General features: G+C 50.3%; 16 protein-coding genes. 10 read left to right on the top strand and 6 right to left on the bottom strand.

Translation table 11 applies throughout. The features are described 5' to 3' along the window. Positions 1–9 precede the first annotated feature (9 nt). Genes NB647_RS07450 through NB647_RS07435 form a run of 4 tightly spaced genes read right to left on the bottom strand, consistent with a single transcriptional unit; the run spans position 10 to position 4,444 of the window. Positions 10–2,301, bottom strand: coding sequence for a TonB-dependent hemoglobin/transferrin/lactoferrin family receptor (locus tag NB647_RS07450; RefSeq protein ID WP_269282714.1), 2,292 nt, complete (start codon positions 2,299–2,301; stop codon positions 10–12). 16 nt (positions 2,302–2,317) lie between these two features. Beyond that, positions 2,318–2,752, bottom strand: a complete 435-nt coding sequence (locus NB647_RS07445) for an ExbD/TolR family protein (RefSeq protein ID WP_269282712.1) — start codon at positions 2,750–2,752, stop codon at positions 2,318–2,320. Between the two features lie 2 nt (positions 2,753–2,754). Then, positions 2,755–3,510, bottom strand: coding sequence for a MotA/TolQ/ExbB proton channel family protein (locus NB647_RS07440; protein ID WP_269282710.1), 756 nt, complete (start codon positions 3,508–3,510; stop codon positions 2,755–2,757). A 34-nt stretch (positions 3,511–3,544) separates the two neighbouring features. Further along, on the bottom strand, positions 3,545–4,444 hold the full coding sequence (locus NB647_RS07435; RefSeq protein ID WP_269282708.1) for an energy transducer TonB: 900 nt from the start codon (positions 4,442–4,444) through the stop codon (positions 3,545–3,547). Between the two features lie 214 nt (positions 4,445–4,658). On the opposite strand from NB647_RS07435, the gene hutX reads away from it, so the two are divergent. From hutX to NB647_RS07400, 7 genes are all read left to right on the top strand, one after another. Continuing rightward, positions 4,659–5,186, top strand: coding sequence for a heme utilization cystosolic carrier protein HutX (gene hutX, locus NB647_RS07430; RefSeq protein WP_269282706.1), 528 nt, complete (start codon positions 4,659–4,661; stop codon positions 5,184–5,186). Beyond that, positions 5,183–5,845 carry an NAD(P)-dependent oxidoreductase gene (locus NB647_RS07425; RefSeq protein ID WP_269282704.1) on the top strand — a complete coding sequence of 221 codons (663 nt, stop codon included), beginning with the start codon at positions 5,183–5,185 and terminating at the stop codon, positions 5,843–5,845. Before hutX ends, NB647_RS07425 begins: the two co-directional genes overlap by 4 nt. After that, complete coding sequence (hutW, locus tag NB647_RS07420) at positions 5,838–7,190, top strand: heme anaerobic degradation radical SAM methyltransferase ChuW/HutW (protein WP_269282702.1); 1,353 nt, start codon at positions 5,838–5,840, stop codon at positions 7,188–7,190. Before NB647_RS07425 ends, hutW begins: the two co-directional genes overlap by 8 nt. 245 nt (positions 7,191–7,435) lie before the next feature. Next, positions 7,436–8,089: a phosphoribosylglycinamide formyltransferase gene (purN, locus tag NB647_RS07415; RefSeq protein WP_269282700.1), complete on the top strand. Its 654-nt coding sequence runs from the start codon at positions 7,436–7,438 to the stop codon at positions 8,087–8,089. Next, positions 8,086–9,342, top strand: a complete 1,257-nt coding sequence (locus tag NB647_RS07410) for an RsmB/NOP family class I SAM-dependent RNA methyltransferase (protein WP_269282698.1) — start codon at positions 8,086–8,088, stop codon at positions 9,340–9,342. The genes purN and NB647_RS07410 overlap by 4 nt, the downstream gene beginning before the upstream one ends. Before the next feature lie 365 nt (positions 9,343–9,707). Then, on the top strand, positions 9,708–11,369 hold the full coding sequence (locus NB647_RS07405; RefSeq protein WP_269282696.1) for a hydantoinase/oxoprolinase family protein: 1,662 nt from the start codon (positions 9,708–9,710) through the stop codon (positions 11,367–11,369). 11 nt (positions 11,370–11,380) lie between these two features. Next, positions 11,381–12,691 carry a histone deacetylase gene (locus tag NB647_RS07400; RefSeq protein WP_269263960.1) on the top strand — a complete coding sequence of 437 codons (1,311 nt, stop codon included), beginning with the start codon at positions 11,381–11,383 and terminating at the stop codon, positions 12,689–12,691. Between the two features lie 599 nt (positions 12,692–13,290). On the opposite strand, the gene NB647_RS07395 is transcribed toward NB647_RS07400, so the two are convergent. After that, the gene (locus tag NB647_RS07395; RefSeq protein WP_269282693.1) at positions 13,291–13,497 is read right to left on the bottom strand and encodes a hypothetical protein; all 207 of its coding nucleotides are present in this window, start codon (positions 13,495–13,497) and stop codon (positions 13,291–13,293) included. Positions 13,498–14,015: 518 nt separating this feature from the next. Between NB647_RS07395 and NB647_RS07390 the strand changes: the two genes are divergently transcribed. The 3 genes from NB647_RS07390 (at position 14,016) to NB647_RS07380 (ending at position 16,893) form a co-directional block, all read left to right on the top strand. Next, positions 14,016–14,783, top strand: a complete 768-nt coding sequence (locus tag NB647_RS07390) for a hypothetical protein (RefSeq protein WP_269282690.1) — start codon at positions 14,016–14,018, stop codon at positions 14,781–14,783. A gap of 53 nt (positions 14,784–14,836) precedes the next feature. Continuing rightward, entirely contained in the window at positions 14,837–15,088 is a 252-nt protein-coding gene (locus NB647_RS07385; protein WP_269282688.1) for a hypothetical protein, read from the top strand. A gap of 164 nt (positions 15,089–15,252) precedes the next feature. Further along, positions 15,253–16,893, top strand: coding sequence for an AAA family ATPase (locus tag NB647_RS07380; RefSeq protein WP_269282686.1), 1,641 nt, complete (start codon positions 15,253–15,255; stop codon positions 16,891–16,893). A 225-nt stretch (positions 16,894–17,118) separates the two neighbouring features. Here the strand turns inward: NB647_RS07380 and NB647_RS07375 are convergent, their stop codons facing one another. Next, complete coding sequence (locus NB647_RS07375) at positions 17,119–18,063, bottom strand: MBL fold metallo-hydrolase (RefSeq protein WP_269282684.1); 945 nt, start codon at positions 18,061–18,063, stop codon at positions 17,119–17,121. Positions 18,064–18,155 lie beyond the last annotated feature (92 nt).

Raw genomic sequence — 18,155 nt, 5'->3', positions numbered from 1 at the left:
TTGTCTCCATCAGAAGCTTGCCGAAAGACTGACGGCGAATGTACGGCCCAAACCGGTATGGAGTTCCAGCGGATTGGTATAGATCGTGGCCGGATTGGAAGGATGGTCTTCCATGGTGGCGGCAGAGCTGTCGAAGTAGCGGCGGTTCAGGATGTTCAGGACCGATGCGGTCAGCCGGAAAGTCTTGTCGATTTGCCAGTTGACATAGCCGTCGAACAGGGCATATCCGCCCGGTTTGTAGTAATCGTTGTCGCTGACCCGGTCGATTCCGTGAGTGAAGGTTCCGAATAGCTGGGTAGTGACACCGTATTTCGGCATTTCATAGGTTACGCCCAGTACTGCCGACAAGGGGGAGGCACCGTCGAAAGGGACATATTCATGACCGTTGTCGCTGGTCTGTTTGCCATACTGGTAAACGGCGCTACCGTTCAAAGTCCAGTTTCTGGCGACCTGCCATTCGGCAGAAGCCTCGATACCGTACAGTTTGACCTTGTCGACATTTTTGTAAGTGTATTTAAGTTCGTTGGCTATCTGCTGGCGGCTGAGAATGAAATTGGTATAATCACTGTAGAATGCCCCGATCGAGAACCAGCCTTTATGGAATTGCCCCCTGAATCCGATATCGAACGATTTGACTTCTTCCGGTTTCAGGTCGGGATTGGGGACGAGTTGCATGACACCCATGTCGTAGGATGTGTAAAGCTGCTCGGCTGTCGGCATCTTGAAGCCTTCCGCATAGCGGGCATAAATGGAATACTGATTGTTCAGCTTGAAGAGCGTACCCAGTTGGGGCAACCATTTTGTTTCACTGATCTTGCGGGGTTCACTGCCTTTGATAATGTCGTAATACTGGTTGGGTGTCGGATCGAGGGAATAGTGCGCACGGCGGATGCCCGGAATGAGTTTGAAACGGTCGTTGAACAATTTGATTTCGTCCTGAAGGTACAGGTCGGCGCGGATCGTTTCGGCATCGGCGAAATTGCTGCCGCCACCCATGGTGGTGGTCGATGTCCCCAGAGTCAGGTTGTCGGTTACGCTCTTGTTGTAGTAATCGGTATCGGTTTTGTCGCCCTGGAAACCGTAAGTCAGTTTGTGTTTCGTGGCACCGAGATCGAAACTGGACGTGAACTGGATATCGGCCTGATAAAAGTTCTGGCTGTAGTCTGTATTCCCTGAAGCATAGAAATTCTGGTCTGTTTTTGTGTTCCGGTACCAGCGACGGTCGGAGAGGGAGCGTTTCTGGGGAGAATAGGAAAGACGCCAGATCACATTGTCAAGCGCTGCCGTATTGACATCCCAATCGTGTTCCAGTGCAATGCGGAGTCGCGTCTGTCTCTGGTTTCTGAAACGGTCTCCGTTATCGGTGCTGGACATGCCCATCGCACTGGGAAGAATACCTCTGTCGTATAACTGGTCGATACTGGTGTCCGATTCGAAAAATTCACCGGTCAGCTTGAACTGATGGTCAGCATTGGGACGAAGAACCAGTTTTGTCAGGGCATTGTTGACTTCGGCATCCGTCGGATTGAACTTGTCGCAACCGAGGCCATTACGATTACATCCCCACTGGCCTCCGTCAGAACGGGCGTTTCTCAGCCGGGTTTCGTGATAGGTACGGTGCGTATAGCCGAACATGACCTGGGCAGCCGGGTTGATCTGTGCAGCGACCATGGCATTCTGGCTGTGGGCATAATTGCTGCCATCGAATCCGTAACTGGCCGTTCCGCCGACCTGATTGCCTTTCAGAAGATCGTCAGGATCGAGTGTCTGGTAAGACACCATACCGCCCAGCGCATCGGCGCCCCACAGAACCGATGCCGGTCCCCGCTGGATTTCGACGGCTTTCAGGGTCGACATGTCGACAAAGTCCCGGTTGCCGGCATCGTTGGCTTCAATTATGCGGGCACCGTCCACAACGATCTGGACCCGGTTTCCGCCTACACCGCGGATGGTAAATCCGCCGAGACCGCCGAAAGGTGTGGTTCCCGACGTCTGGCGATTGACGGAGACACCCGGCTGGTAACGGACCAGTTCCTGAATGTTGTTGACGTTATGGTCTTCTATCTCTTCCCGGGTAATGACACTGACCACAGCCGGTGTATCCAGAACTTTTTCTTCCTGTCGTGTCGCTGTTACCGTAATGGCTCCCATTTCGTAAGGCGATTCTTCCCGGTTTTTCCGGTCTTCTGCGACGGCATGTGTGGTTTCAGAATACTTTTCATCCTGCTGTGCCTGTGCCAGGGGCGCAAGGCAGAGTGTGGCAGAGGCGAGGCCTATGCCAAGCTTGTAAAATTTTTTCATTTGTTTCTGCTCTTTGTTAAGGGGAAATGGTTTGTTTTTCTTGTGGTCTGGTGATAAAACCGATAGTTGTCAGGCCAGCGCGGCTGGCATCTGACAAGGTTTGCGCGACGTATTGATAGTCGGCATGTCTGTCTGCATAGATATGGACTTCCGGCATGGGTTTTTTTCTGGCCGCTTCCATGAAAAGTGCCTGTGCCGTGTTACGGTCGACAGCGTTCCCGTTGTACAGGAGTTCACCGTCCGACTGGATGGCCAGATCGATTTTTGCCGGTGTGGTTTCGATGCTTTTCGAACTGGCTTGCGGCAGTTCGATCCGGACGGAATGCGACAGAAGTGGCGCCGTGACGATGAAAATGACCAGCAGCACGAGCATGACATCGATCAGTGGTACCATATTCATTTCGGCCATCGGTGTCCGGCCATGTTTGTTTTCGAATCCTCCGAATGCCATGATCAGCCCCGTTTGATGTTGTGGACAACCGGTGTCATGGCCGCTTTTTCATGAGGTTCGGTATTGATGGAATAGGGTTTGCCGGTTGTCAGAAAGGTAAGCAGTTCGTTGGCGAACGTGTCGAGTTTGGACATCGTGACATTATTGCTGCGTACCAGCCAGTTGTATCCGATAACGGCCGGGATGGCGACGGCCAGTCCGATACCGGTCATGATGAGGGCTTCTCCGACAGGGCCGGCGACCATGTCGAGCGTGCCGGCTCCGCTTGCACTGATATTGATCAGGGCGTTGTAGATACCCCAGACCGTTCCGAACAGGCCGATAAAGGGCGCAGTCGATCCGATGGTCGCCAGGACAGTCAACCCGTTTTCGAGACGGGCCGCATCTTCATCCATGACCATACGCATTGTCCGGGTGACAAATTCCTGCTGGGTACCTGCCTCGGATAATTTGGCGGCACCGTAGTGGACATGGTGTTCTTTGGCATGTTGCGCATGGGCGGTCAGATGCGAGAAGGGACATTTGATGCCATGTGTCTGGATTTCATGCCGGACGGTGTCAAGAGATGTGGCGTTCCAGAAGAACTGGAGAAATTCCTTGCTGTAGCGTTTGCGGCGCCATCCGGCGATCCCTTTGACGATAATGAGTGTCCAGGATACGACGGACATGCCGATCAGTATGACAAGAATCGTTTTTCCGAGAAAATCGCTTTGGGCGATGAAATGACTGAATCCGATGTTGCTGGCGGTAGGTTCCATTTTCTTGCTGCTTTCTGTTGGTGGAATAGGGGGGTTATTTCCCGTTCAGGTTGAACCGGTAGGGAATGATGGCCATGGCGAAAAGCGGGCGGCCATGTTCTGTATAGGGATGAAATGTACTGCGTCGTGCCGCCTTCAAAGCCGCTTCGTCCAGGCGACTGAATCCGGAGGAAAGGACAACCCGGGCGTCATGGACACGGCCTGCCGTATCGACAACGACACGAACATTGACCTGGCCCGATTCATGCTTCTGGATGGAACGGACCGGGTAGTCGGGTTTGACAGCCCGTTTGTAGCGGAGCCGGGAAAGTGACACCGAACGGGCGACTCCGTTTCCGGTACCACCGGATCCGATGCCGTTACCGGTTCCTTCCCCTTCGCCTTGTCCCGTACCTGTCCCTTTTCCGTCGCCATGACCGCTTCCCGTACCGTTGCCTGTACCGGTGTTGCCGGAGGCGTTTGATTCCTGACTGGAATGCGTTGACCGGGCGGAAAGAAACCGGGGATCAGGGATCGTTTTTGATTCAGCCGCAGGGGGGGGGACCTGTTTGACAGGAGTCTTCCTGATGGTCTGGTTTTCTGGCGACGTTTTTTGTGTCGCGGCGGTTGTCGCAATGAGTTCCGGCTGTTTTTTCTTTTTCATGGAGGCAGGTTCTTCGGCTGAACGGACCATTTGCCGTTCAGCCGAAGTTCCTGACAGGGAAGGATTGTTTTGCAAAACCGAAACGAAGAGTGCCTTGTTACCGCTGCCGTTACCGCCGCCGTTGCCACCGCCGGCACTTCCGCCCAGTTCGACTAAAGGAATACTTCTCAGTGCGGCGGCGATAAGGATTCCGTGCATGAACAGAACGGCGGTTGCCAATCCCCGAACAAGCGGTCGCGGTAAACTGTCGATGTGCCGGATCGGGAAATGATTGGGAACGTGTACGGCCATGATTCGATAAATTTGAAGAATTTGTTCGGTTGATGAAGTTTTCTTGATTGTTTTTCAGAATATTTTTTGAAAACGATGCAAATGATAATTATTTTCATTTAAAATTGTCAACACAAATGCGAATGATTATCATTTAATTTTTTTAGGGTGAGCTTTGTATCTCACCGAGTTTTCAACCAACCCCACAAGGTTTTCAGAAAGAAAAGAAATACACATGACAAATACAACACAACCCATGAACAAGACCGCCATTCGTGAAATGCTTCGGGAAAATCCCGGCGCCATGCTGGAAGGGATTGCCACCAACGCGGATCTGGGACTGGCCGAAGTGATCGAGCTGCTTCCTGAATCCATGTGGCAAAAGATCGACGGCAGTCATTTCGTGGATGTCATGCAGTCGCTTCCTGCATTGGGCAAAGTGACTCTGGTCATGAATACACCTGATGTCATCATGGAATTTTCCGGTGAATTGCCCAACGGAAAGTTCAGTCACGGTTTTTACAATTTTGCCTATAACAGTCCGTTGCACGGCCATTTGCGGGCCAATCATTGCAAATCGATTTATCTGGTGGAAAGACCTTTTATGAAAAGGCAGACAGTCAGTCTGCAATTCATCAATGAATCGGGAAACGCCATGTTCAAGATTTTTGCAGGACGTGATGAAAAAGGGGAGCTTGTTCCGGAGCAGATTACTGCCATGCGCTTCTGGTTTTCCGATGCCAAAACCGGAGCGGTTGCATGAAAGGGGTCGATTTGCTGATTTTCGGGGCAACCCGCAATACCGGTCTTTCCATTGCACGTCTGGCGGTCGGAAAAGGGGAAAGAGTTGCCGCCATGGCAAGAAAAGAGAGTGATGTGTCCAGTCTGAAAATGCTGGGAGTGACGGTTGTTCGGGGGGATGCCTTCGAGGTGCATGATTGCTGGCAGACACTGAATGAAACCCGGCCCCGCAGGGTGATCAGTCTGATGGGAGGCAAAAATGCACAGGGCCGTCGTGTCTGTGGTGAAGGCAATATCAATGTCGTTCGCGCACTTGAAGGAGGAGAGCCGGTAGAACGGTTTTTGCTTGTGACATCGATGGGATGCGGCGAGCAGTATGAAGCGTTGAATGATAATGTCAAAAAGTTTCTCGGAGAGGCCCTGCAAGCCAAGACCGAAGCGGAAAATTATCTGAAAAAGAGCGGATTGCCCTGGACGATTGTCCGGCCGGGCGGTTTGAATGACGAGCCTGCATCGGGCAATTTCTGCCTGCTTGACGGACCGGACAGGAACCGGAAAGGCTATGTTTCCCGTGGTGATGTGGCGGCCGCTGCCTTGCAGGTACTGGACGATCCGGTCTGGTTGCGTCGTGCGGTGACTGTTCAATGTGACAGGGGGGTAAAGGAGGTTGCTCATGCCTGACATTTCCGATTTTTATGCTCAGGTTTCGTCCGATCCCCTGACGATGGCTTTTGCCGAGGAAAAGAAAACGATGCCTTCACTTGCCCGCATGCGACCACAGCCTCCCGAATGGGATGGCGGGTCTTTTGCCGAATTCGGTGCAAAGGCATTTATGGCGAGGCCGGAACGTCCGCTTGCTTTGTATGTACATGTGCCGTTTTGTCACCATCATTGTACTTTTTGTCCCTTTTATATCAATCAGACCAAGAAGGATTTCAGCAAGGAATATTCTTCACTGCTTCTGAAAGAAATTGTCGATACGGCGTATGTTCTGAGAGAGGTGGTCGACAAACGGTCGGTAGATGTCATTTATTTCGGTGGCGGAACGCCGAGTGATCTGGATCGGGACGATATGGCGGCGGTCATCCGCGCCTTGCATGACTGTTTCAGGATATCTCCCGACGCGGAAGTGACGGTGGAGGGGAGAACGACCGGGTTTACCGCAGACAAGGGCAAGGCGTGGGTCGAGGCGGGGGCAAACCGTTTTTCTCTGGGGGTTCAGTCAGCCAATACGGCATTGCGGAAAAAACTCGGGCGGATCTCTTCCCGGGAAGAAGTCGGTGAAGCGCTGAATGGCCTGTGCGAAAGCGGCGCTTCAGTCGTCATCGATTTGATGTACGGGTTGCCGGGGCAGGATATTCCGATGCTTCTGGACGATATCCGGTATATCAGTGAGGAAACGGGTATTGCCGGCCTTGATCTGTATGAACTCAGGCGTTTTCCGGACAGTCCGCTCGACAAGGCGATTAACCGCGGAAAAATGCCGGCGATGCCGGAGTTCAACGAAAAAGCCAGAATGTTCGGTGCGGCGTATGAACGTCTGTACGATTACGGATTCGAGCACTTTTCGCCGAAACACTGGCGTCGCAATACCCGTGAAAGATCGTTGTATAACCGTCTTGCCGGACAGCAGACCGATATGATTCCTTTCGGTTCGGCCGCTGGCGGTCGGCTGGGAACGATCGGGCTCGGTACGGCAAGAGATATCGGGACTTATGCGGAAATGGTCGGCCGTGGCGAGAAACCGCTGTCCAGAATCACACCTTCCCCGCTTTCCGCCGATCGTGGCGGATTTTCCCATGAACTGGATGTCGCCATGGAGAGGCTGCAGTTGCCGGATATGGACAAATGGCCGGTATCGCACCGCGATTCGGGAAGGAAACTTCTTGCACAATGGAAAGAGGCCGGACTGCTTGTTGACAGCAGGGATGGAGACGGAATGTCGCTGACTTGTGCCGGTTTTTTCTGGTCGGACCGGTTAAGAAAACTGCTGACGGATTTCGTCGCTGCTCCGGTTGCAGGATAATCCTGTTTTTGGGGGAGACAGGTCGTCTCTTTGTAAAAAGGTGAAGCGGATGCTTCACCTTTTTTTGATGGACAAATTGGATGGATCCGGGCCATTTTCGTGTCGGGCAGGTCTGTCCGATGACCGAAAAAGGCGAAGTTGCCCGAAATAAAGTGACCGTAACGGAAATGCTTCGCGATTTAGAAACACGGAATAATTCGTTTGCCGGCATGGAATAAAGACGGCAGGACGGGTACAATTTGCGCATGAAAAATATTGTCATCCTTATTTCCGGACGGGGCAGCAACATGGAAGCCATTGTCCGGGCGTTCAGACGTGAAAAATGGGCGGCCAGGTTGTGTGCCGTGATCAGTAACCGTGCCGATGCCGCCGGGCTGGCTTTTGCGGAAAAAGAGGGGATTTTGACCCGGGTGGTGTCCCATAAGGATTATCCGGATCGGCAATCCTATGATGCGGCGTTGCAGAAGGCAATTGACGAATATCATCCCGATCTGGTGATTCTCGCCGGGTTCATGCGGATTCTGACGGACGGTTTCGTCAATCATTATGCGGGGCGCATGATCAATATCCATCCTTCCTTGTTACCCGGTTTTAAGGGATTGCATACTCACCGGCAGGCTATCGAGGCGGGTGTCAGGGTTCATGGCGCGACGGTACATTTCGTCACTCCGGAACTCGATGGTGGCCCCATTATTGCGCAGGCTGTGGTACCGGTGCTGCCGGATGATGACGAGGATTCGCTGGCCGATCGGGTGCTGGAACAGGAGCACCGGCTTTATCCGAGGGTCGTCGGCTGGTTTGTCGAGGATAAGGTGGCCTATACCCGGGACGGAAAGGCCAGATTGGCAGAGGATGTCGCATCATCCCTGGATTTTGTATTGACGGGAGGGGGATTGTGAGATTGTCTCCACTGGTCATTACGCATACCGAACAGGTATTGAGAGAGATCCTGCAATTTGCGGGGCCTGCCGATGTTGTGATTTCGCGATATTTCCGGGAACATGCCAAACTGGGGATGCGTGAAAGAGGGGCGATTGCGGAAACGGTATACGCGATCTTGCGCAACCGGCTGGTTTACAATCACCTTTCCGAGTCCGGGAGAGGTGCGCAAATGCGGCGTCTGGTCTTGCTTGGTCTGGCCGATATCTATGGAGTCGAAGCACTGGGCGGAATCAGCGAGGAGGAAAAGGTCTGGCTGGAGCATGTCATGAAAATCGACAGAGCCCGGTTGCCGAAAAAGATGCAGGCCAATCTGCCTGACTGGCTTTATAACAGGCTGGTTGCCCAGTATGGCGAGGACGAAACGCTCAGACTGGCCTCTGTGCTGAATACACCTGCTTCTCTGGATCTGCGGGTCAATACGCTTAAGGCCAAACGGGAAGATGTCCTGAAGGTCCTGAAAGAGGTGCCCGTCGAATGTGAACCGACTCCCTACGCTTCGTCCGGAATCCGTTTGCACCGGAAAATCGCCTTGCAGAATATGCCTTTGTTCAAGGAAGGAAATGTCGAGGTTCAGGATGAGGGCAGCCAGTTGCTGGCCCAGATTGTCGGGGCGAAGCGGGGTGAAATGGTCGTCGATTTTTGTGCCGGTGCCGGTGGCAAGACACTGGCACTGGGTGTCGCGATGCGTAATACGGGGCGCCTTTATGCATTCGATGTTTCCGACAGGCGGCTGGCGAAAATGAAACCGCGTCTGGCAAGGAGTGGTTTGTCGAATGTCCATCCTGTCCAGATCGCCCATGAGCGGGATGCCCGTATCAAGCGGCTGGCGGCAAAAGCCGACAGGGTTCTGGTCGATTCACCTTGCAGCGGACTGGGAACATTGCGGCGCAATCCCGATCTGAAATGGCGCCAGACACCGGAGACGATTGCGGAAATGGCGCAAAAGCAGCAAGCCATTCTGGAATCGGCCGCACGACTGGTCAGACCGGGGGGACGGCTGGTGTATGCCACCTGCAGTTTGCTGGATGACGAGAATGAAAAAATTGTTGCCGGTTTTCTGGAAAAGGATGACCGTTTTGTACTGGTACCCATGCAGCAGGTGCTCGGTGAGGGGAAAATCGGTCTGGAAATGGGGGATTATCTGAAGCTTTTGCCACAGATTCACCAGACAGACGGTTTTTTTGCGGCTGTTTTTGAGCGGGTCAGGTAATCGGCGGCAGATGTGAAATTGTTCGGACGGCATTTCTTCATGAAATGCCGTTTTTTCTGGATGATTCCCCGCTTTCGGAATAAGGCCGGTTTTATCGTATCGATGGTTTGTACAGACGGAAGACGACACGGTTTTTCTGCCTGTCCTGTCTGAAATCCTGATGAAGTCAAGTGTCTTTCAGGATGGTGATGTTACAATAGCGAAGTAATGCCTTTGATAGGGCACGCTGGACAGATCGTTTCGGTGTGCGTTATTTTTTACAGATTCTTTTTCGATGTAGCAACCCGATTTTTTCAATTCAAAAACGATATGGCTATATTCTCATCTTTGAAATCCTCGATAGAACCGGTTACAGGGGGAAGCTTATGATCCTTGGAATCGACGTTGGAGGTACGCACACCGATTCGGTTTTGATGAATAACCGAAAAATTATCCGCAAATCGAAAGTTCTGACGGATAAGGAAAACATTCTCAAATCCGTTCTGATGGCAACCGAAGCGGTTGCCAGGCCGGAAGATATCAAGAACCTGCAGCGCATTGTGCTGTCAACGACGTTGACGACGAACGCTGTTGTCCAGAACCAGCTTGATCCGGTCGGTCTGGTCGTCATGAACGGTCCCGGTGTTTCACCGAAGGATTTGCCCCTGTACGACAAGGCGAATTATATCGCCGGTTACATGAGTCACCGCGGAATAGAGGCGGAAGCACCCGACCGTGCGGAACTGGCGGAACTGAAGGAAAAATTCAAAAAGGAAAACATCACGCGTTTTGCCATTGTCGGCAAGTTTTCGACCAGAAATCCCGTTCATGAACAGGAAGTGGATGCCTATCTGGATGATATCGCCGAGCATGCTTCCCAGAGCCATCAGCTCTCCGGTGCCCTGAATTTCCCGCGGCGTATTGCCACGACGTATCTGAATGAAGCGGTATGGGGACTCCAGCGCAAACTGGCCGATCAGCTGAAAACGTATATGGACAAGCTGGGGGTCAAGGTTCCGTTGTACATTCTGAAAGCGGATGGCGGTACGATCGAAGTGGAAGCGTCACGCGAGATGCCGGTCCAGACCATTCTGTCCGGCCCTGCGGCGACGATCATGGGAGTTTTGCCGTATGTTTCCCCGGAAAAGGATTCCATTTCAGTCGATATCGGCGGAACGACTACCGATATCGCCCTGTTTGCCGATGGGGTTCCCCTGCTGGAGCCGCAGGGTATCACGATCGAGGATCACAAAACGTCGGTTCGCGGTTTGCTGACGCATTCCATCGGTGTCGGTGGCGACAGCCATGTCCGGGTCGAGGACGGTGTTCTTCTCCTCGGGCCGGAACGTCTGGGAGCCGCCATGGCTTTCGGTGGCCCTGTTCCGACGACGACGGATGCTCTTGTCGTATTGGGAATTGCCGATATCGGCGACAAGGACAAGGCGATGGATGCCATGAAGCAGCTGGCTGCCGAACTGGAAAAAACACCGGAAGACGTCGCCCGTCAGGTCGTCGATCTGGCCTGTACGCTGATTGTGGAAAAGATCAATGCGATGCTTGCCGAAATCAACAGCAAGCCGGTTTATACGATTCACGAACTTCTGGAAGGCAGACGGATCGAGCCGAAAGAAGTTCTGGTGGTCGGTGGCCCGGCACCTTATATGGCCAAACGGATCGGCGAGATGATGGATTGCCCGGTCAGGGTACCGAACGATTCCGACGTGATCAATGCCAGCGGAGCGGCGACTGCCAGAACGACAGTGGAACTCAATATCGTCGCCGATACCGAGGCGCAGGTATTGAGTATTGCCGAAGAAGGCGTCCAGCAGAAAATTTCCAACCGGTTTACCCTGGATGATGTCATCGAGCTGGGTACTGAAAAACTGGTCAGAAAAGCCAAAGAGGCTGGTGCGAGAGACGAGGATATCGTCGTGGAAGTGGCCGACAGCCAGGTGTTCAATGTCGTCAGGGGTTATTCCACGATCGGTAAAAACATGCGGGTCAGACTTCAGGTCAAACCGGGTCTGATCAAAGATGAATCGAATTGAAAGAGGCTTTCGTGAAAAAGAAAACAGGACTGGTTTTTTTCCCGGCGTTTGACTACGCGATTACGCCGACCCATCCGGAACGTGAAGAACGTCTTCTTTACACGCAGGATCAGGTTGTCGAGGAAGGTCTTCTTGACTTCGACAATATCAAGGAATACAAGCCTGATCTGGCGACTCCGGCCGATATCAACCGCGTGCATTTCTGTGTTCCGAATATCGACGAGATCGTTCATACGTCCCATCTGATTTCGGTGGGGGGAACGTTGACCGCTGCCGACAAGGTGCTGACCGGTGAGGTGGATAACGCTTTCGCTCTGGTTCGTCCATGCGGACACCATTCCATGCGCGTCGTTCATGGCAGCCGTGGTTTCTGTACCCTGAACATGGAAGCGATCATGATCGAGTACATCCGCCACAAATACGGAGTCAAACGCATCGCCGTCGTCGATACCGATTGCCATCATGGCGACGGTTCACAGGATATTTTCTGGCATGATCCGAATACCCTGTTCATTTCCATGCACCAGGACGGACGGACACTGTATCCGGGGTCCGGTTTTCCGGATGAAGCCGGTGGCCCGAATGCGTATGGTACGATCGTCAATCTGCCGATGCCGCCGGAAACCTGTGAGGAAGGCTTCCTTTATACGCTCGACAATATCGTTATGCCGCTTCTGGATGACTTCAAACCCGATCTGATCGTGAATTCGGCAGGACAGGACAATCACTATTCCGATCCGATTACCAATATGAAGTTCACGGCACAGGGATATGCTATCCTGAATGATCGGTTGAAACCTGATCTGGCCGTTCTGGAAGGGGGATATTCGATCGAAAGTGCATTGCCTTATATCAATACCGGTATTATTCTGGCGATGGCTGGTCTGGATTACAGCCATATCAAGGAACCGGATTACGATCCGCGTAACCAGATCCAGTCGCCGCATATTACCAATTATCTGAAACAGCTGAAAGACTATACGCTGGAAAACTGGAAAAACAGGGAAGCCCTGAAACGCAAGGCTTATCCGAATCAGCCTTTCCACCGTCGCAATCGCAGCATTTTCTATGATACGGATTATATTCGCGAAACGCAGACGGAAACGGTCAGAACCTGCCCTGACTGTGGCGGTACCGTTGTGATTGATTCGCAGGCGGATACAGGAAGGCACAGCCATATCAAGGCGGTGGCCATTCCGCGTTATGCCTGTGACGCATGCCGGAAGTGGGGCGAACAGCAGTTTGAGCAGGGCAAGAAAGAAGGCTATGCCCAAGTCTTTTTGCAAGACAAGGACAAAGACCTGTATCTGGTTGACGAGTAATCCTGTCCGTTTTTCTTGTCCAGTCACGGGAAGCCAGCGTCATGCTGGCTTCAGTTTACCCGTTGTGTCGCAAAATTGAAGAAAAAAACCATAAAAGGCAGGTTTTTTGGTAGTTTTTTATATTTGTGCCTTGATCTGGCGGAATATTCAATTTTTCATCATTCCATACAGGTTTTGTGTGCAATAGCGTTGATAAGATTTTTTATCCTCTCAAAAATAGTCCAACTGTCTGCGTTTCCCCATTTTTTGTTTGTGACATACTGTTTTAGGGGAATTTTATTGTAAAAACATTTCATCGGGATTTTTTGCAGATATAGCCTTCATACAAATAAAGCGTTTTCCCTTGCTAGCAGAAAAACAGGAACTGTCAGGATGTCTTTTTCCAGATAATCAGGAAACGATGGTATGAAGCATGCAGTTCTGTTCGGCTATGGACCGGGATAAGTTCTTCAGCTTGTCGCGTTGAGCAGGTGGACTTTTTACAGTTGAAGAGAATAATTTTAGGAGTGTGGAAAACAGGGGGATTATTTTCAGGAAGGAATTTGTATTGACCAGAGATCAGGTGTCCTTATCCCTCCGGCCGGAATGGAATCGTATTTCTATGGTTTGAGCGGGCTGATGCCGGGTTCTATTCCATAAGCATGGAATTCATCGTGTTCAAAAGTGGGGACGATAATGAAATCACCCCAACCTGTCACATAGTTTCTTCTGGCCTTAAGCAGTTTTTTTCCGACTGCCGCAGGGTGGCATTTATAGAATATCCAGCCTTTCGTTCTTCTGAGTACAGTGATTTTATGTCTTTCCATGAAGCCACATCCGCCGTGGAGTTCTTCACCTCCATATACTGTATTTATCCTGAATCGGTGAATCATATGTCATTTTCCTTTCGAGTGTTCAGTTACCTAAAGGGCATATTATTCTATGACAGGGTATGGGGGAAAAAAAGATACTCTGATGAAATCGTCTATTTCGTTTTTGAAATACAAGTGGTAAAATACTGAAAGGTATAGATTGGCGTCAAGAGACTACCGTACACCTTTCTTCGCAGATACAAATTGTTGCCTTTTTGGGCAACCATCCAGAGAACTGCTATGGAATACGATCTCTTGAACAACGTCAGTTTTTTCTGTGGAAAACCGGTTACAAGCGCCGTTTTTCACAACGGGTTACCCCGATTGTCATTGCATCGGGAAAGATTTCTTTCCTGCCTTTCCATTATATTCAGAATTTTTCAAGTAACGTCGAAATCCCTCAGGAGCGGATACACATAGCTGTTCCGTATAGGGAATTATTTGCCTATTCAAAACAAAAATAAGGAAAAATCATGCAGACAACAAGTCAATCCTATGTTTTATCTGACGATTTCATTCAGTGCTGGCAATCTGCCGGACGGCATTTGCAAATGAAGGGAGGTAGTGAGCTGGTCTGGATGCGTGCGCATCTGGAGGTTCCGTTTATGGAACATCTTTCTTTCAGATTGGGAAACCAGCTTTTTTTCGTCCGTTTGGAAGATGTTGATGGACTGGTCAAAATGCCTGGAACCGAGGAGGATTTGGCAAAGATTGCAAGGGAATGCAAGGGGTATGCCTGTATCATGCCTATGCGTTTTTCTTTTGGCAATTGGCTTTGTTCAGGGGAGGGATGGAATCTTTTGACGCTTGAAAACAGAACTCCCGTGATTCCTCCTGATCTGGTTACGGATGAGAAGATCGAAATGACGAACTGGGAGCTTCATGATTTCGCTGTTCAGGTGGCAAGAAAGGAACTGACGGAAAGCGGCGATACGGTTTCGGCATGGAATTCGAATCCGGAACTTCAGCCGTCCTTGTGGCTTGGCGGTGATGCCGGTCTTCAGTGGGTTGTTCTTCAAGCGGTCCGTTTTCCTCAGGAAGCGAAAATTCCCGATAATATTCATGAAATCGATGAGGCATATAAAGCCAGAGGGGCCAAGGGAAACTTTGCCTATGTCAGTTTTTCCAACGAAAAACAGGATATAAAGACTTCGCTGAAAGATGGTGAAAAACCATTGCCTATCTACAGAGGGGAGAAGGCAATAGTCAGTTTTTCAGGACTTCTGGATATTGATAACTGAACCCGGACAAACAGGGCTGTATTTGTTGAAAACAATTCTCAAGGGTAATTCAAATGGAAACTTCCAAGATACGTGTGATGGTGATGCAGAACGGGCAAATGAAAGGACTTTATCATGCCGATTTGACTTACATTGATAATATTCCATATGCTGTTTTCAAATGGGAAACCGTCCCTGAAGGCGATTCTGTTCCGGTTGCCAGGGTCCGTCTGGATCCAAGAGGACTGATGAAATTGCCTGCCAATTCTTCTGTGGAGTACCAGTACAGGGCGGCGATCGAGGATCCGCGCCAGCCTGAATTCTGATTCCGCTTTTTCTGCTTGACTTTGCCACCAGGCCGGGAGCTTTTATGTTGTTTCCAATAGTGATGGGGAGTGGATTTTCCCCTGCGGTTTCAGGTTATGAACCAGACAGATCAGGATTTTTTATGATCAATGGATAATGTTTATGGTTTAGATTGGTAAATAATATGGAATTTGATCTTTCTATTTCTCAGATAAATGACTTGCTTGCCCATGTAGGCAAGGAAACGAAACTGGCGAAACGTCTTTCATCGCATGGCCTGACAAATGGCCGTATTCTAGTACCGGATCATATATTTGATGATGATTCACTGGAACAGTTGTGGAATATTGCAAAAAAAACGAATGACAAATCCCTGTATTTTCAGCTTGTTGCAAGAAACAATGTTGAAAGGGAAAAAGTTCTTGCCCCAGCTGTTCCCTCCATTGAAATGCTGATTACCGCTTTGGAGGGATATTTGTCTGTCAATGCCATTGATGGCTGGTTGTATCGTCGTAATAAGGATGGCGTTCTGTTGCCCTGGCTGATCGAAAGTATAGAATATGTTCCGAGAGAAGACGGAATTCCCGGAATGCCTTATGTGTGCATTCAATTGCTGGCCAATACAATTGCTGCCACAACGCATGTTGATGATGCAGCACCGGATCAGTGGCGGGCGGGCATGACCAGTGCCATTCTGTTTTATCAACGAGAAATGGGAACGTTTTCCATTCCCGAATTGCTTGCCAGAAAGGGGTATTACAAGGAATGCCCTGAATTCAAGGAAGAATACGAGAAACATAAACGTGATTTTTCGAATTATCAGCCGTTTTACGGAAAGCAGTTTCTTGCAAGAAATTCCGGTTTTCTGATTACCGAAGGGGAAACACGACTGCAAAAAAATCTGGAATATTTCAGGATTTCGGCGGGAACTTCGGTGAAATGCGTCAATGATGAGGAAATCATCGAACGACGTATTGAGACGCACTCCAACAGAAGAACTCTTGTCAATATGACATCCGGAGAAATTCCGATTCATTGCTATATCCATATGTTCCATCTGGATCTGCATCAGAATTGCTGGATACATGTACAGAATCTGGAGGAATACCAGTACCGGCCCGAGCTGAAAAACAAGTTGATTCTGCCCAAGGAACACCGGAAGCTGATCGATATCCTCACTGCTCATTCGGATATTCTGATGGACGATATTATTGAGGGCAAATCGGGAGGGACAACTATCCTGTGCATGGGGGCTGCCGGTCTGGGTAAAACGCTGACGGCAGAAGTTTATTCGGAAGTTGTCGGAAAGCCTTTGTATCGTGTCCATTCGGGACAGTTGGGGACATCGGCTGAAAGTGTCGAATCCGCGCTTTCCTCCATTTTGCGGAGAGCGGCCCGTTGGGATTCGATACTCTTGATAGATGAGGCGGATGTCTATATTCGCCGTCGTGACAATGATTTGCAGCATAATGCCATCGTGGCGGAATTTCTGCGGACGCTGGAATATTTCGACGGTTTGCTGTTCATGACGACAAACCGGGTCGATGATGTGGATGATGCGATTCTTTCACGCTGTATTGCGGTGATCCGTTATGAAATACCTCCCAAGGAGGATGCCGTCCGGTTATGGAAATCCTTGTCTGAACAGTTTCAGGTCAGATTGTCGGATGAACTTGTTGACGATTTGGTACGGGATTTTCCGAATTCTACCGGACGGGATATCAAGGAACTTTTGAAATTGACAAGCCGTTTGTGTAACAGTTGCGATGAACCGGTTTCGCTTGAGGCGTTTCATCAGTGTGCCGTATTCCGGGGACGAAGATAGGCTGTCGATTCCGGAAGGGATGCTAAGGTGCAAAAAAGCCAGCATTTTGCTGGCTTTTTTGCCGGGAGAGTTACTGCACCGGATATAAATCGGCCGCGACAAGGATTCGGCGTTTTTATTCGGTGGTCATCGTCTGAAATCGTTCCTGAAAATAAGTAAGTGTAAAACGTTCAGCTTGCCATCGGTACAGAACTTCCCGTAAAACCCGTAACCCGTTACGGGATATCAGGCACACCCACATCCGCAGGCATGTTCCTTGCACATTGAAAAATCACCTTCCTGTTTTTCGGGGAGATTGCCCAGTTCGATGATTGTACCGGTACAGCCGAAAGTGACAATATCACCGAGATAATCTTTCATCTGCTGCATGGCATTGTCGCCCGTGCAGTGACAGGGGATCAGGAAGTCCATATTCCAGCTCTTCATGGCTTCCAGCGTTTTTTCCATGCGTTCCCTGGAAGCCCTAATCAGATGCATGCCACCGACAATACCGGAGACTTTTTCGATTCCGCTGACTTTACGGATGTAATTGACGGTATTGACAATACCGGAATGGCAGCATCCCAACAGGATAACAAGGCCTTTATCGGTCTCGAACCACATTGACATATCATCGGAAACAGGATCTGGCTTGCGACCCTCAATATCCAGGAAAAGCGCATCTCCGACATCTTCGAAAGTGGTCAGACGGGGAACCGGTCCGGTTATCGCCACACCCGGCAGTAAATAATGCGGTTTCTTCAAGGTGTGTTTTTGATCCGGTGGAAGGGAATCGAAGATTTTTTTGGCACTCGGAGGAGGGGACCAATTCAGTGCCTGTTCTCCCGGACGACAGCAAAAGCGATCTGCATCGATGTTTTCTCCACAGTACATGGGAGCATTGGGATTCAATGCATAAAAATCGGCGAGGTTATCGGTGTGGTCGTCATGGCCATGACTCAGGACAAGTACTTCAGCCTCTGCCAGATTGATGCCGAGACGCTCGGCGTTTTTCAGTATCACTCCTTTTTGACCGGTATCGAAAAGAATACGGCGGTCACGCACTTTTATCCATGCGGCAAACCCATGTACACATTCCAACCCTTTTCCCGCCTTGTTGTCTACAAGAAGGGTGATGCTGGAAAGCTGTTGGCCGCATCCACATTGCTGTTCTGTTGTTTCATTGGACATGATTGTTATTCCGTTAAAGTAAAGTCATAACGATTTGATACGTCATTTTATCCATGAAAGATCAATATCCACAATGATTATTTTGAAAATGA

Origin of the sequence: Oxalobacter aliiformigenes (assembly GCF_027116575.1) — a bacterium.
In the GTDB taxonomy this organism is placed as follows: domain Bacteria; phylum Pseudomonadota; class Gammaproteobacteria; order Burkholderiales; family Burkholderiaceae_D; genus Oxalobacter; species Oxalobacter aliiformigenes.
This window is presented reverse-complemented; position numbering and strand designations above follow the sequence as displayed.